12 protein-coding genes are annotated in these 15,027 nt (G+C 59.4%); 7 read left to right on the top strand and 5 right to left on the bottom strand.

Translation table 11 applies throughout. The features are described from left to right. Window positions 1–8: 8 nt before the first annotated feature. The 5 genes from ACQE3D_RS07160 to ACQE3D_RS07140 all read left to right on the top strand — a co-directional run bounded on the left by ACQE3D_RS07160 (window position 9) and on the right by ACQE3D_RS07140 (window position 5,506). Complete coding sequence (locus tag ACQE3D_RS07160; RefSeq protein ID WP_313728560.1) at window positions 9–1,394, top strand: aspartate aminotransferase family protein; 1,386 nt, start codon at window positions 9–11, stop codon at window positions 1,392–1,394. Window positions 1,395–1,404: 10 nt separating this feature from the next. Then, on the top strand, window positions 1,405–1,764 hold the full coding sequence (locus ACQE3D_RS07155; protein ID WP_313728561.1) for a copper resistance CopC family protein: 360 nt from the start codon (window positions 1,405–1,407) through the stop codon (window positions 1,762–1,764). Window positions 1,765–1,770: 6 nt separating this feature from the next. Then, a complete protein-coding gene (locus tag ACQE3D_RS07150; protein ID WP_313728562.1) occupies window positions 1,771–3,402 on the top strand; it encodes a copper resistance D family protein in 1,632 nt (543 codons plus the stop codon). Between the two features lies 1 nt (window position 3,403). Then, window positions 3,404–5,266 (top strand): 1-deoxy-D-xylulose-5-phosphate synthase, encoded by a 1,863-nt coding sequence (dxs, locus tag ACQE3D_RS07145; RefSeq protein ID WP_313728563.1) that lies wholly within the window; start codon window positions 3,404–3,406, stop codon window positions 5,264–5,266. A 78-nt stretch (window positions 5,267–5,344) separates the two neighbouring features. Then, window positions 5,345–5,506, top strand: coding sequence for a hypothetical protein (locus tag ACQE3D_RS07140; RefSeq protein WP_157197814.1), 162 nt, complete (start codon window positions 5,345–5,347; stop codon window positions 5,504–5,506). 22 nt (window positions 5,507–5,528) lie between these two features. Here ACQE3D_RS07140 and draG read toward each other — a convergent pair whose 3' ends face one another. Together draG and ACQE3D_RS07130 are read right to left on the bottom strand one after the other, a co-directional pair. After that, window positions 5,529–6,404, bottom strand: a complete 876-nt coding sequence (gene draG / locus ACQE3D_RS07135) for an ADP-ribosyl-[dinitrogen reductase] hydrolase (protein WP_313728564.1) — start codon at window positions 6,402–6,404, stop codon at window positions 5,529–5,531. Then, window positions 6,404–7,213, bottom strand: coding sequence for an NAD(+)--dinitrogen-reductase ADP-D-ribosyltransferase (locus ACQE3D_RS07130; RefSeq protein WP_064027205.1), 810 nt, complete (start codon window positions 7,211–7,213; stop codon window positions 6,404–6,406). The genes draG and ACQE3D_RS07130 overlap by 1 nt, the downstream gene beginning before the upstream one ends. A gap of 285 nt (window positions 7,214–7,498) precedes the next feature. Here ACQE3D_RS07130 and aqpZ point away from each other — a divergent pair, with 285 nt between their 5' ends. After that, complete coding sequence (gene aqpZ, locus ACQE3D_RS07125) at window positions 7,499–8,188, top strand: aquaporin Z (RefSeq protein ID WP_071159378.1); 690 nt, start codon at window positions 7,499–7,501, stop codon at window positions 8,186–8,188. Between the two features lie 474 nt (window positions 8,189–8,662). Continuing rightward, on the top strand, window positions 8,663–10,261 hold the full coding sequence (locus ACQE3D_RS07120) for a flavin monoamine oxidase family protein (RefSeq protein WP_313728565.1): 1,599 nt from the start codon (window positions 8,663–8,665) through the stop codon (window positions 10,259–10,261). Window positions 10,262–10,471: 210 nt separating this feature from the next. On the opposite strand, the gene ACQE3D_RS07115 is transcribed toward ACQE3D_RS07120, so the two are convergent. The 3 genes from ACQE3D_RS07115 to ACQE3D_RS07105 form a co-directional block, all read right to left on the bottom strand. Beyond that, window positions 10,472–10,978, bottom strand: coding sequence for a phage tail protein (locus ACQE3D_RS07115; RefSeq protein WP_064027195.1), 507 nt, complete (start codon window positions 10,976–10,978; stop codon window positions 10,472–10,474). 592 nt (window positions 10,979–11,570) lie between these two features. After that, complete coding sequence (locus tag ACQE3D_RS07110) at window positions 11,571–13,700, bottom strand: HlyD family efflux transporter periplasmic adaptor subunit (protein ID WP_313728566.1); 2,130 nt, start codon at window positions 13,698–13,700, stop codon at window positions 11,571–11,573. After that, window positions 13,685–15,025 (bottom strand): efflux RND transporter periplasmic adaptor subunit, encoded by a 1,341-nt coding sequence (locus tag ACQE3D_RS07105; RefSeq protein WP_313728567.1) that lies wholly within the window; start codon window positions 15,023–15,025, stop codon window positions 13,685–13,687. Before ACQE3D_RS07105 ends, ACQE3D_RS07110 begins: the two co-directional genes overlap by 16 nt. Window positions 15,026–15,027: the final 2 nt, after the last annotated feature.

Genomic DNA, 15,027 nt, shown 5'->3' with positions numbered 1-15,027 from the left:
GGTAATAAATGTCCTTCAGCATTGCCGATCTGTTTTCCCAGCATTTCGATGAAAAATTCGATCTGCACGAGCAATACCTTAACAACCAAATGGTGCGAGTCCTGCGTACCATCGGTTACGACCGCAAATACCAGCGAGCGATCGGCCAATACCTGTACGACGACGAAGGCAACGAGTACTTGGATTTGCTGAGCGGTTTCGGCGTGTTCGCGATGGGCCGCAATCACCCAACCATCGTCAAGGCCTTGCAAGAAACCTTGACGCTGGAATTACCGAATCTGGTGCAAATGGACGTTTCCTTATTGAGCGGCTTACTGGCGAAGGAAATCATCGCCACCTGTCCGGACAATTTGGAAAAAATGTTTTTCTGCAACTCAGGCACCGAGGCGGTCGAAGCCGCCATCAAATTCGCCCGTTACACCACCAAGCGGCCGCGCATCGTTTATTGCGAACACGGCTATCACGGTCTGACCATGGGTGCCTTGTCGCTGAACGGCGAGGAAATATTCCGCGAGGGCTTCGGCCCCTTATTGCCGAACTGTTCGGCAGTGCCGTTCAACGATCTGGCCGCGCTGGAACAAGTACTTAGCGGCAAGGACGTCGCCGCCTTCATCGTCGAGCCGATCCAAGGCAAGGGCGTCAACCTGCCGTCCGACGACTACCTGCCGGAAGTCGAACGCCTGTGTAAAAAATACGGCACGCTGTTCGTCGCAGACGAAATCCAGACCGGCATCGGCCGCACCGGCAAGTTCTGGGCGATTGAACATTGGGGCGTCAAGCCCGATATGATTTTGATGGCTAAAGCACTGTCCGGCGGCTTCGTGCCGGTCGGCGGCGTGGCGATGACCGCCAAAATCATGGACACGGTGTTCAACCGGATGGACCGCGCCGTCGTCCACGGTTCGACCTTCTCGAAAAACAATATGGCAATGGCCGCCGGCCTGGCCAGCCTGCATGTGATCCACGACGAAAAGCTGGTGGAAAACAGCGCCAAGATCGGCGAAGACATCATCGCCACGCTGAACGAGATGAGTCCGAAGTACGAATTCCTGAAGGAAGCGCGCGGCAAGGGCTCGATGATCGCGATCGAATTCCAGTCGCCGAAGAGCCTGGGGCTAAAAGCCGCCTGGGCGATGCTGGAAGCGGCCAACAAAGGTCTGTTCTGTCAGATGATTACGATCCCGCTGTTCAAGGAACATCGGGTGCTCAGTCAGGTCGCCGGCCACGGCATGAATGTCGTCAAGCTGTTGCCGCCGCTTAACCTGACGCAAAAAGACCGCGACTGGATCGTCGACGCGATGGAAAAAACCATCGCCGATACCCACAACGTCACCGGCTCGATCTGGACGCTGGGCAAAAACCTAGCCAGTCATGCTCTGAAAAACAAGAAATAAGGAGATTGTTATGCACTCGTTACAACGGATACTTTTGATTTTAACGCTGGCTACCAGCAACATTGCGTTCGGTCACGCCGTCGTTACCCATAACTCGTTGAAATTGAAACCGGTGCCGGTCAATCAAGCCAGCCAGGTCGAATTGTCGTTCAATTCGAAAGTGGAGCTCGATTTGTCGGAAGTGTTTCTGGTCAGCGCCGGCGACGTGATGACGCCGGTCAGCGCCTCGCTCGGCGCCAAACCCGGCCAAGTGGTGCTCGACCTGCCGGCCTTGGCGCCCGGCGAGTATGCGATCAAACTGAAGATTTTCGCCGCGGACGGTCATCTCAGTGAAGACCTGCTGCGCTTTTTCGTTAAAGAACCCAAATAAATCCTTATGGAAGGCATTGCCAATTATTTAGACTCGTTGATCGGCGGCGTCGATCTGACCTTCTACTCCATCGCCATCGGCGGCTTGCTGTGGGGCTTGTTCGTGCTGCGCCCCTGGGACGAAAGCGCCAATTACAATAGCGCGTTACTGGACAGAACCGTCAATCTGATCCACTTCGGCAGCAAAGCCGTGGTCATCACCCAATTGTCGAAAATCGGTCTGAAAATTTGGCTAATGGCCGTTACATTGGGCAAATCGCCGTTCCCGGCGTTTTTTCACACCGTGCAATTCAACGCCGGCGTGGCCCGCGCACTATTTGCCTTTGCGCTGTATTTATTCATCAAGTTCGGCCTGAAACACCACTTACGTTCCAAACGGCACTGGCAAATCGCGATCGCCATTATCGTGCCGCTAGTGATAGCCGCCGCCTGGCTGGTCCACGGAGCCAGTCGCCTGGAAGACCGCGGTTTGCTAATGACCTTGACCGTCAGCCATCAGATCGCAGCGGCGGCCTGGGTCGGCGGCATTTTCCAAATACTGGCTCTGTGGGGCTTGCGCAAGCAAAACGCCATCGCCGAGGAAATCTGGCCGCTGCTGTTGAAGCGTTTCTCAGGCCTGGGGATAGGCGCGGTCGGCTTGCTGCTGGTGACCGGCACCCCGTTAGCCTGGTATTACATTCGCACCTTCCAGGGCTTTATCGGCGCCGGTTACGGCAACCTGCTAACCGTGAAAATCATGATGATGGGACTGGCATTGGGCTTTGCCTGGATGAACAAATCCGCCGTCCGAGAGTACTTCACCAGCCGCAGCCAGTACGTGCTGACCGCCCGGGTGCCCTACTACATCGAAGCGGAAACCCTGATTCTGTTGACCATTCTGTTCACCGCCGCCAGTCTGGCCTCGCAACCGCCGTCGGTGGATATTCCGCACTTAACCGCAACCTGGGAAGAAGTGTTGAACATGTTTCACCCGCGCATACCGCGTTGGGAATCGCCAACCCACGAAGCCCTGCTCGCCGGCGAGGCCGGCCGGATCGCCATCGTCGGCCAAATCCCGTCGGAAGCCGCCACCGCCTGGTCGGATTACAACCACAACATCTCCGGTATCTTCCTGACCGCGATGAGTTTTTTCGCGATGCTGTCCTACTCGGAGCGCTTTCACAACTGGGCGCGCTACTGGCCGGTCGGCTTCATGGGACTCGGGATATTCCTGTTCTTCCGTTCCGACGCCGAGAGCTGGCCGTTGGGTCCGATCGGCTTTTGGGATAGCACTTTCAACAACGGCGAGATTTTGCAACACCGGATCGCCACCTTTCTGGTGTTTATGCTGGGCTTGTACGAGACCCGCGCCCGCGTCAAGGCCGACCCCGGTATTCTGCCCTATTTGTTTCCGCTGATGTCGGCCTTCGGCGGCATGATGCTGCTAGCGCACTCGCATGTCGGCTTCGAGGCTAAAACCGCGTTTCTAATCCAGGTCGGCCACACCCTGATGGGCGTGTTCGCGCTAATCCTGGCTTGCGGCCGTTGGCTGGAGCTGAAATTGGACGCGCCGGGCAAAAACGTGGCCGGCTTTATCTCGGTTTTTGCGCTATTCCAAATCGGCGTGATTCTGATGTTCTACCGCGAACCCCTGTACTAATATGAAACAGACTAACGAATTTCCGCTGCTAGCCACCATCGCCAGCCCGACCGACATCCGCGCGCTGGCGCCCGAGCAGCTCCAGGCGTTGGCCGACGAGGTGCGCCGGTTTCTGACCCATACCGTCAGCATTTCCGGCGGCCATTTCGCGGCCGGCCTGGGCACGGTGGAATTGACCGTGGCGCTGCATTACGTATTCAATACCCCGGTCGATCAATTGGTTTGGGATGTCGGCCATCAGGCCTATCCGCACAAGATTCTGACCGGCCGCAAGGACAGAATGACCACGATCCGTACCCTGGGCGGGGTGTCGGCCTTTCCGTGCCGGGCCGAGAGCGAATACGATGCCTTCGGCGTCGGCCATTCCTCGACTTCGATCAGCGCGGCCTTGGGCATGGCCATCGCTTCGCAGCTACGCGGCGAGGATAAGAAGATGGTGGCCATCATCGGCGACGGTTCGATCACCGGCGGCATGGCCTTCGAGGCGATGAATCATGCCGGCGACGTCAATGCCAATCTGTTGGTGATTCTGAACGACAACGAGATGTCGATTTCGCCGCCGGTCGGGGCGATGAACAATTATCTGACCAAGATTTTGTCCAGCAAGCTGTATTCGTCGGTCCGTCAGGAAAGCAAGAAGGCCTTGTCCAGCATGCCCAGCGTTTGGGAGTTGGCCCGCAAGGCCGAGGAACATGTCAAAGGCATGATCGTGCCGGGCACCTTGTTCGAGGAGTTGGGCTTTAATTACTTCGGACCGATCGACGGCCACGATCTGGAGATCTTGGTGTCGACCCTGGACAAGCTCAAGGATTTGCGCGGACCGGTGTTTTTGCACGTGGTCACCAAGAAGGGCAAGGGCTATGCGCCGGCCGAGAAGGACCCCTTGGCTTACCACGGCGTGCCGGCCTTCGATCCGACCCAGGATTTTCTGCCCAAGGCGGCGCCGTCGCCGCACCCGACCTATACCGAGGTGTTCAGCCGTTGGTTGTGCGACATGGCGGCCGAGGACGAGCGGCTGCTGGGGATTACCCCGGCCATGCGCGAAGGCTCGGGGTTGGTCGAGTTTTCCCAGCAATACCCGCAACGCTATTTCGACGTGGCCATCGCCGAGCAGCACGCGGTGACCCTGGCCGCCGGCCAGGCCTGCCAAGGCGCCAAGCCGGTGGTGGCAATTTATTCTACGTTTTTGCAGCGCGGCTACGACCAGTTGATCCACGACGTGGCCTTGCAGAATCTGGACGTGTTGTTTGCGTTGGATCGAGCCGGTCTGGTCGGCCCGGACGGCCCGACCCATGCCGGCGCCTTCGACTACAGCTATCTGCGCTGCATTCCGAACATGCTAGTGATGGCCCCGGCCGACGAGAACGAGTGCCGGCAAATGCTGACCACCGGCTTCCATTACAATGGCCCGGCCTCGGTGCGCTATCCGCGCGGCAAGGGGCCCGGCGCGGCGATCGATCCGCGCCTGACCGACCTTGAGATCGGCCAGGGCGAGATTCGCCACCAGGGCGGCCGGATTGCCATCCTGGCCTGGGGGGCGATGGTCGCCCCGGCCGTCGAAGCCGGCAAGCAACTGGGTGCCACGGTCGCCAACATGCGCTTCGTCAAGCCCCTTGATGAAAGCTTGATTCTGGAACTGGCGAAAACCCACGACGTGTTCGTCACGGTCGAGGAAAACGTCATTGCCGGCGGGGCCGGTAGTGCGGTACTGGAATTCCTGCAAGCGCAACGGATACTGATGCCGGTCCTGACCCTCGGCTTGCCCGACCGCTTCGTCGAGCAGGGCTCCAGAGAACAACTGCTCGGCTTGTGCGGACTCGACGCCAAGGGCCTGTTGGCCAGCATCGAGGCGTTTTGCGCTTGAGACAAGAGGCATTTTGTCGGTGGCTCTGAATTTGGGCCGACTCTACGGTCAATGTCCCGCATCCGGAGTCTACCCACCATGAGCAGCATCATTCTCGATACGCTCGAGTTCGCCAATAAGCTCAAAGCCGACGGCTTTACCGAGCATCAGGCCGAACCGATCCGCGCGGTCGTTGGCGTCGGCTTGCTGCAGACCGCATTGGTCGCCGGTTTGTTGCTGAAACTGGCCGCTCGGGTCTGACCGCGACCGCCGTTCGGCGCAGCTAAGCGGCTAGACCCAGTAATTTCTCGGTTTGGCGGCGAATTTCGGCGGCAACCTTGCCGTCCAGGCTTTCCAACCAACGCGGCGGAATGCCGGCCAAACCGTAATGCGCACCCGCCAACATGCCAACCAGCGCCCCGGTCGTATCGGCATCGCCGCCTTGATTGACCGTCGCCACCAGACAGGACTCGAAATCGTCGGTCGTGAAAAAATAGTGCAACACAGTATGTAGCGTATCGACGATATAGCCGGACGACTTCCCCAGATACGGTTCGAACGCGAATAGCTCGAATTGTTCGACCAAACCGGCCGCCAGCGCTCTGCACTCCGCAACACCTTTGCCCAACAACAAGGCCTGCGTCATCCGCCCCAACGTCAGAGTCGCCGCGTCGGATAAGGGGTTGTGGTGAGTGATCCTGCCCTGCTCCAGACTCCAGCGCTCGAATTCGAACGGCCGATTCAAGGTCGCCAACACCACCGGCAAATTGCGCATGCATGCGCCGTTGCCCGCCTCGTCCTCGCGCGGCAAGCCGATCAATTCGCCTTCGTCGCGATAGCGGACGATGCCGCGCCGGCAAGTCATGCCGACATCGGGCGGCTCGGTGTCCAACCAAGCCACGAAATGGTCGGCCACCGTCGCCAAATCCCAATCGGGCCGGGCGATGATAGCCGCGCCCAAGGCCAGCGACATCTGAGTATCGTCGGTCACCTGCCCCGGCGCCAAATCCAACCAACCGCCGCCTATCATCTCGCGATGCACGCCGTAGCGCTTTTGAATGCGCTTGGGCGACATAAACTCCACTGTCGCGCCCAGCGCATCGCCGCAGGCAAAACCCAGATACGCGCCCAGTGCGCGGTTCAGCAAAGCTTCGTTCATCAACGCCTCACGGTAACTCGGTAATCGCCGCCGATCACCAAATATTCAGCCTCGCCGCGCAAGGCATGGTGCGGCAGCAGATCGCTGAAAAACACCAGTTTTACCATCGGTACCTCGACTTCTAAAATGTAGCTGCCAAACTCGCCGGCGATACCGCACTTATCCGTGAACGACACGATGCTGTTGAAGCGGACGATTTTTTCATGGTGATCGCCCACGCCTTCGACAACCCAATCCCCTAAATCGTTGACCCCTCGATACAGCGTCTTGTGCGTGGCAGCCGGCCGCTGAAAGCGGGCGACCACCCATTGGCAAAACTCATACAGCAAATCCAACTGCATGAAGATGCAGTTGTTGTGATAGCGACTGTTCATCTTTTCTTCGACATAGGCCAGCCAGTCGTAGCTCATGAAACTGGTGATACGGGTCTTATGATAATTGGGAAACAAGCCGAATCGACTTTCCACCCACCCCTTCAACACCGCCCCCTGAGCGTTGTTGGAATCCAGTCCCCAATCCTGAATCAGCCGCAAATAACTGTTACGGTAACGGCGCCGGCCTAGAGCGTCGTCGCTCAAACGTTGCTCGGTCTCGAAACCGAACACCACGCACATATAATCCTGAAACACCTGACCGCATTGTTCCAGCGTGGTTTGCTCGGCCAATTTGTCGAACAGGCCGTGCGCCGCCTCGCGGGTACCGGCAATGCTTAGGGATTTGGGGTATTCGTTGAACAAGTGGCTCGCGATGCACTCCGTCGCCACGCCGATCAGGTTGGTACTGTGTCCGTGACGGGAAATGTCGGGCATAGTCGGGTCGGCTACCTTGGGAATGATCGTTAACCGAGTATTTTCACATCGATAACCCGGTTTTGCCAAACCGCCGATACCGGCCTTCGGTTTCCTCGCCTGAACGCCCACCCAGCTGGAGAATCCCGTCGCCAAATCCAACCATCGCCCCGGTTAGTGGTCAGCACGAATTTTTGTGATTGACAGCGCGTGCGGGGCGGGGCTAGAGTCTGCTAGCCGATTGATTCACAAACAAAAATAAAGTCCCAAAATCGGCACCACAATAACTATACACGGGAGAATCAGATGAAAAATTATGTAGCCGAGTCCTTTGGGACTTTCTGGTTGGTATTGGGCGGCTGCGGCAGCGCCGTATTGGCCGCCGCGTTTCCGCAGGTCGGTATCGGCCTGCTCGGCGTCTCGCTGGCCTTCGGATTGACGGTGCTGACGATGGCTTACGCGATCGGCCATATCTCGGGCTGCCATCTCAATCCGGCGGTATCGGTCGGCCTGTGGATGGGTGGCCGGTTTCCGGCCAAGCAATTGTTGCCTTACATCGCATCGCAAGTCGTCGGCGCGGTAATTGCCGGCGGCGTTTTGTATCTGATCGCCAGCGGCAAGGCCGGTTTCGACGTGTCCGCTGGCTTTGCCTCCAACGGTTACGGCGAACATTCGCCGGGCGGCTATTCGCTACTGGCGGCGCTGATCACCGAAGTCGTGATGACGATGATGTTTCTGCTGGTGATACTCGGGGCCACCGACGCCCGCGCTCCGCAAGGCCTGGCGCCGATAGCGATCGGCCTCTGCCTGACCTTGATTCATTTGATCAGCATTCCGGTCACCAATACCTCGGTCAATCCGGCTCGCAGCCTCGGCGTCGCACTGTACGTTGGTGATTGGGCCTTGGCGCAACTGTGGCTGTTTTGGGTCGCGCCGTTTATCGGCGCGATATTGGGCGCTTTGGCATATCGTTTTATCGGCGGGCCGGCCGAGTAAGGATAGGCGCGATTCGCCGTCCGGAATCAGTAAGCCCAACGCCTGGTTCCGGCGGCGAACCTCGGAACCAGGCGAACCCAGCCGCACAACGCCTGCGACCGTCCGTTTGCCTAGATAGCGGTTTTCGCTCGAAACATCGCGGCTTGCCTCAATCTAAGGATCGTGGAAGGGTTTTCGCCCGCAGCACAAAAACCGGGCCGGAGCGTCTTTAGCCGCGATCGAGGGCGTTCCAATGGAGGTATTCGTTTTCAGAGCGGTATCGCTGTCATCTTGCAAACGGAGAAAGCTGAAGAAACACAGCCGATGGCCGCCTGACTCCATTCGACCGTACGCCGGATTTGACGATTTCCCCGCCAAAGCGCCGTCCTCGGCTTGGTATCGCGGTAGCGGGCAACACGTTTATTCCAGCGCGCGACCTCAGCCGCGGCGGATTTTAATTCTATAATGCGATTTTCGAATACGGGAGATTTGCTGATGACGCATAGCACTTTATTTCGGCGGCTGGTTCTGATTTTACAGGCTGCCAGACGGGACCATCTTAAAGCCAATCACTTGCCCGACCCGATTCCCGCTAGCCAGGCGGGCTGGAGCCGGCGCCGCTTTATCAAGACCTCGACGGCGGCCGGATTCGCCGGCGCGCTGGGCTCAAGCTTGGCGCCGCCGGCTTGGGCGAAAGATCGCGGCGATGCGCGAGTGGCGATCATCGGGGCCGGTATTGCCGGCCTAAACGCCGCTTACCGGCTAAAAAAAGCCGGCGTTGCGGCGACAGTCTTCGAAGCGCACTCCAGGGTAGGCGGCCGTATGTTGTCCGCCAGCCTCGACGACGGCTTGACGATCGATTTGGGCGCGGAGCTGATCAATACCAATCATCCGGACATGCTGGGGTTGGCCAAGGACTTCGGGATTAAGCTGTTCGATAAACGCCAGGATGCGGCGCGCTTACCTTATCCGAAAGAAGTCTATTTCTTCAACGGCGAACGCTTTAGCGAAGCGCAGCTGGCCGACGATTTGCGCGCCATTGCCGCGCAGATTCACGAAGATGCCGGCTTGCTGGACCAGGACTGGGAAACGCATGCGCCGCTGTTCGATCAATGGTCGGTCAGCGATTACTTGCACCGACACGCCGATAAAATCGGCGCGCCTTATGTGCGCAGCCTGCTGGGAAATATGCTGCGGACCGAATTCGGCGCGGAAACCTCACAAGCGTCGGCATTACAACTAATCGATATTTTGCCGGTGGTCGACGGTCAAGCCGTCGATTTGCTCAGCTACAGCGATGAGGTTTACGCCGTGGTCGGCGGTTCGGCGCGGATCACCGATGCGCTGGCGCGCGCCTTGGCGGGGCAAATTCATCTGCGTAAAGCTTTGCGAGCGCTCAAGCTGCGCAACGACGAATACCATCTGACCTTCAGCGACGGAAGCCGGGTTGAAGCCGACATCGTCATCATTGCGACACCCTTTCCGGCCTTGCGCAACGTGGAGCTCGATGCCCCGTTACCCGCTTTGTTTCGCCGTTTCGTCGCCGAAGCCAATCCGGGCGCCAATGAAAAATTGATCGCCGGTTTTAAGCAACGCTTCTGGCATAGCCCCGCCGGTTTTAGTTTGGCGGCCTGGACGGACTTCGGCTACTCGGAGGTCTGGGACGAAACTCAGCGCCAACCGCATCGTCGCGGCGGCGCGTTGAATTTTTTCTTGGGCGGCGATCAGGCCAGACAACTGAATAACACCGGCAATATCAAACCGCTGGCGAAACAATTCATCACCGATCTGGACAAATTTATCCCTGGCGCGAAAGCCTCGGCGAGCGGGGGCTTGGCAAAAAGCGCCTGGGGCAATAATCCGTATGTCGGCGGCGGCTACGCTAACTTTGCGCCTGGACAGCTGAGCACATTCGCCGAATTTTTTTGGGTCGAGGGCGACGGCTCCGCGACCCAACAAGTGGCTTTCGACAAATTGATTTTTGCCGGCGAGCATTTGAGCGACGCCAATTACGGTTTCATGGAAGGCGGCGCCCAAACCGGCCGCTTGGCGGCGGCATTGGCGCTGGACATCTTACAAAACCATCGTGAATAAACACCCACGCCGCAACAAGCGCTGGAGACAGTAACAGGCACCCCACCTGTTATAAAAAGGTCCGCGACGAAACCCGCCCCCTGCGTGGCCTGGCTACACGAAGCATTGGGGGGCCAAACTTATTGTCTATCGATCCGCTCGGCTCAAACGGATTTGAAACCGCGACCGTCAACGCCCCACAATCCGGCGATAGGCCGGGCCGGGACTCGATCACTTCACCCGCTGGACACGTTCGGCGGCGAATATCAGGGTTTCTTTTCCGGGCGTGGTTTCGTTGTAATCGACCGATACCGGCCATGCGCGACTAAAAGACCATTCCGCAATAGGTGTCATCGACGCATCGTAGGCAATCAAAGTCGCATCGTAACGTGCCCTGCCGATATTTCCGTCCGCGACCTGTTGCCGCCAATTCCATAACTCCAGCGATTTACCCAAGGCTTTGCTGCAAGTTAGATTTCTAACCGACATTCGCCCTGGTACTTTAACCGCACCCATTTCCCCCCGCCCGCTAACGACCTTGGATTCGACAACCTCATTTTGCGAACCCATGCCCTTGCAGTCGGTGAAATAGGTCGTAATCGCGCCGGCGCTGAATTCAAAGTAGGTAGCCGGGCCGCTATTGGCATTCGGGTCCTCCGCGACGGCCGTACCACCGGCGTTTGCCGAAAAAGCGGCGACACCCAATATCACGCTGATTATTCCGGTCAATGTTTTCATGATATATCCCCCAACAAAGTGAATTAATTTAAAACGATTCGGATTTGCCTTATGCAAGGTCGAATAATCCGATAGTGTGGTAGAACTGAAAGTCACCAAATTTGATGATAAAAAAATTACCTAGAAACTTGATGAACTTGAATCTATAAGGGCAAATCGGATGCCAAGTCATGCAAACCACGCTCAATCCGCCTTAAGCGATTGAAACTGAAGCGCTATAGACTGGAGACCTGCGACAAGCAAATTCATCGGCACCGTCTAAACGCCACGATATTTCGTGCGCGATACGGTATGCCGTAATGGCGCACCGATGGACGCCACGAACTCGGGAGAAGAAGGACTGGAACAGCCCGCCCAGTCCGGGCAGTAGGGAAATAAGGAACAGCTAGCCTGGGCAAGGCCGTAGTTGCGCTCGGCTTTGTCCTCGCTGTGCCGTTTAGCTGATCATCTTTCTGAAAATCAGGGAGCAAATCACGGCGTGCCGACGTGGGAACGACACCGATCCCGGCTAAAGCCGCTCCCACGCCGGCGCTTTGATTGGCTGGGACGACCCGACGGTTTCGTGAACGTTATCTTCGGAATGAGTAAACGCCTAAAACCCCGATTCGCGGACCGCCACGGTGGCAACCCTTCGCCAGGCTTTACTGAGCAGACTGACGGCCGGCGTATCCAAGCGCACGCTACCTCGGCGTACGCCGGGAAAGGCGTTGCGGCTTGGGGTTTGAATCGGCCGCAATACGATCCGATACACCGCCCTTTCCGGTATCTGCAGGCCCTGCCGGTCCGGACGCGCCGCCAGATCCCCGCCGTAACTGGAGGCAAGCGCATCGGGAATTCGAGTCGAGCCGCCGCGATCGATGCGTTCCACCCGACACGCGACCGGAGCCGCGTCCGGATCGTCCGGGTAAAACCAGCCGGACACCGCTTGCTCGGCGGGCAGCAAATCCTCTTCGGCCAGATAGGCCTCGACCAACCAAGCGCCGGGATCGGCGACAATCAGCATCGCCTCGCCGGCCGGTAACCATTGACCGACCTGAAGCGCATCGTTAACGTCCAGCGCCACGCCGTCGAACGGTGCCGACAACGTCAGCTCGGCTTGTTGCTCCTGGGTGCCGGCCTGCTTGGCGGCGGCGGATTCCAATTCCTTCAACAACACCCGCCGGCGTTGCAACAACTCCTGGCGCAGGCCCTGATAAGCCAATTGCCAGGCCAGCGCGCGGCCCTGACTGCCGGCGTCCGAGGCTTGATAATCCAACTCCGGCGAACTCAGACGGGCCAATAATTCGCCGCGTTTGATGGTCTGGCCGGCGGCGACCGGAAAACTCTCCAAGCGCCCCGCTCTGGGCAGGACAATCTCGGCATACTGCTCGGCGCGGATCATGGCCGGCGCGGTCGTATAACCCTGCCACGGCAACAGCAGCAGGGCGGCTACGCCGAGCAGCGCGGCGAGTCCAGTCAAACGCCGGCCCTGGCCGATGTCGTGGCCGGACAAGCTCCACCAGACCCGCAATTCGGAAACGATGGGCCGGACAATAAACCAACCAATTTCAACCGCCATCAACAACAAACCCAGCAATTTAAAGCTGAAGTGGTAAACCAGTACCGCGATCCCCAAAAACAAGAAAAAGCGGTACAGCCAGGTTCCCCAAGCATAGACCGCGAAAAACCGCGCCATCCGCGGCGGTAGGATTTCAGGGGCCGGCCAGTCCAAACCGAACAGCCAAGTCCGCGTGCGCCAGCGGGCGTAGGCAAACGCGCGCGGCTGCAGATTATCGACGCCCAGCCAGTCGGCCAGCAGGTAATAGCCGTCGAAGCGCATGAACGGACTAAGATTGATCGCCAGCGTGACGATCCAGGTCGAAGTCGCCAACAAAAACGCGCCGCCACGGGCCGGCCCGTCCGGCAAAAAACTCCAGGCCAGCGCCGCGACCACGGCCAAGCCCAGTTCGGCGGCGACACCGGCCCCGGCGATCGCCAGGCGTTGCCGGCGCGACACCAATTTCCAGGCCTCGCTGGCATCGGTGTACAACATCGGGTACATCACCATGAAGGCAACCCCCATCGTCGGTACCCGGCAACCGTAGCGATGGGCGGTCAAGGCATGACCGAACTCGTGCAAGGTTTTCGCCAGAGCCAGGGCCAGAAACCACTGGGCCAGACCTAGCCAGTTAAAGAAATACGGAAAGGTGTTCAGGAAGGCGTCCCACTGCCGCGACAACAAAAACAGCGCCAGTAACGCGCACAGTCCGAACAGCGCGGCGCAACGCCCGCTGTAAACCCAAGCCAATCGCGGATAGCAGCGCGCCAACCAGGCGTCGGGACGCACCAATGGAATCTTGAAAAACAGATAATTGTGCAACAGCCATTCGCCGACGCCGATTCGGCTGGCCGCCGCTTGTCGGCGCAGCCCTTCCAGACCGGCCGGACCTTCCGCGCGCAGCAGATTGTGCGCCATTAGAAACTTGCCCAGATCGGCGACTTGCTCGGCGCTCACCGCCAGCGTGGTTTCCCGCCCGATCGCGTCTGCGATCGCCTGCGGAACCGCCAACCGCCAGCGACTGAGGATTTCAAATTCCGGCCAGCCGATCCGGTAAAAACGGTTGTTGGCCGGATCGTGCAGGGTCCAGGTCGGCGCGCCGTCAAATCCGGCGGGCCCGGCCAGACAATGAATTTCTTCCCGCAACGGCGGCAAGGCCGTCGGATCGGCTACCATCCCAACCATAAACGCGCGGCCGCCAACGGCCGCCGAAACAAGTAATAAAACAGTGTCACCCGTTCGCCGTAAAGCTTGGCCGTCCCCTTCAAACCGATGCGCGGCGGCCGCTCGCTGTCAGTCAGACGCGCCTTGACGCGGTACACCAGCGCGTCGCCGACCTCGGCCGAGGTCTGGTAACTGACGCTATACACCTCGGCCGCGATCGGATGCTGAGGGTCGACGTTCAAAAACACCGTCGCGGGGCCACCGTCCGCCAATTCGATGAAATCGCCGATCGGCAGACGAATATCCAGCTCCACTTGGTTGGCATCGGCCACCATTAAAATCCGCTCGCCCAATTCCACCGGCCTACCCAGCCAGTCGTGCACGTCGGCGAAGATCGCCACGCCAGCGTGCGGCGCTGCGACCTCGGCCCGCGCCAGCTGGCCTTGCATGAACGTCACCTCGGCGGCGTGCTGGTCCATCCGCGCCTTTAAGACCGCGACTTCGGCCTTGCTGTCGGCATCGAACATGGCTTGTTGCGCGGTCTTGCGATATTCCGCCTCGGCCACCGCCAGCGCCTTGCGCGATACGTCCAAGCGGTTGGCGATATCGGTATTTTCCAGGCTCAGCAGCGGTTCACCGGCCGCGACGCTTTGATTGGGCTGGACGTGAAACGCGGCGACCACGCCGGCCAGCGGCGCGCGAATCAGCGTGGGCCGGGCCGGGACGATCTCGGCCGGCGCCAGCACCGACAAGCGCAGCGGCCACATCAACGCCAGCAGGACGCCGAACGCCCACAGCTTGACCGAGCGCCGGCCGAACCCGCGCCGATACCAAGCCGGTCTCGGCGCCAGTGCTTGCCAGGCGTGAGCGTAAGCGTCGGCCAATTCGGCCAGCAGTTGCGCTTCGGCGTCCAGCCAAGCCGATTCCCTGGCCAGCAATAAGCCGCCGAGGCACTGGCCGCGCGCCGTCAACGGCAACCATAAGGCCTGAGCCGGCAACCATTGCCGCCAATCGCCGCGCAGCGCCTCCGGCAGTTCGTCCAGCTGCATGCAGCGATAAGCCGACGCGCGGTCGGCACCGTGCAGCCAGCGGCACACCGCCGCCAACCAGACCGCGTACGGCGCTTGCGGATCGGCATCGGCGACACCGGACAAGGCCGCGATCGGCCGCAACGGCCGATCCAGCCATAACGCGGCTTGCCGATATTCGACCAAGCCGCGAGTTTCGTTGACCGCCACGAAGCCGAGCGCGGCCAAGTCCTCGGCGGCCCGCGCCCGGCGTTGCAGTTGCAGCAGCAGCGCCAGGCCCCGCGCCTGACGGAGGCGGGCGTCCTCGGTCTCGCTCATGA

It is taken from the genome of Methylomonas sp. MS20 (assembly GCF_050275925.1).
Classification (GTDB): domain Bacteria; phylum Pseudomonadota; class Gammaproteobacteria; order Methylococcales; family Methylomonadaceae; genus Methylomonas; species Methylomonas koyamae_A.
Note: the sequence above shows the minus strand (reverse complement) of the source record. Positions and strands in the feature narration are given on the sequence as shown.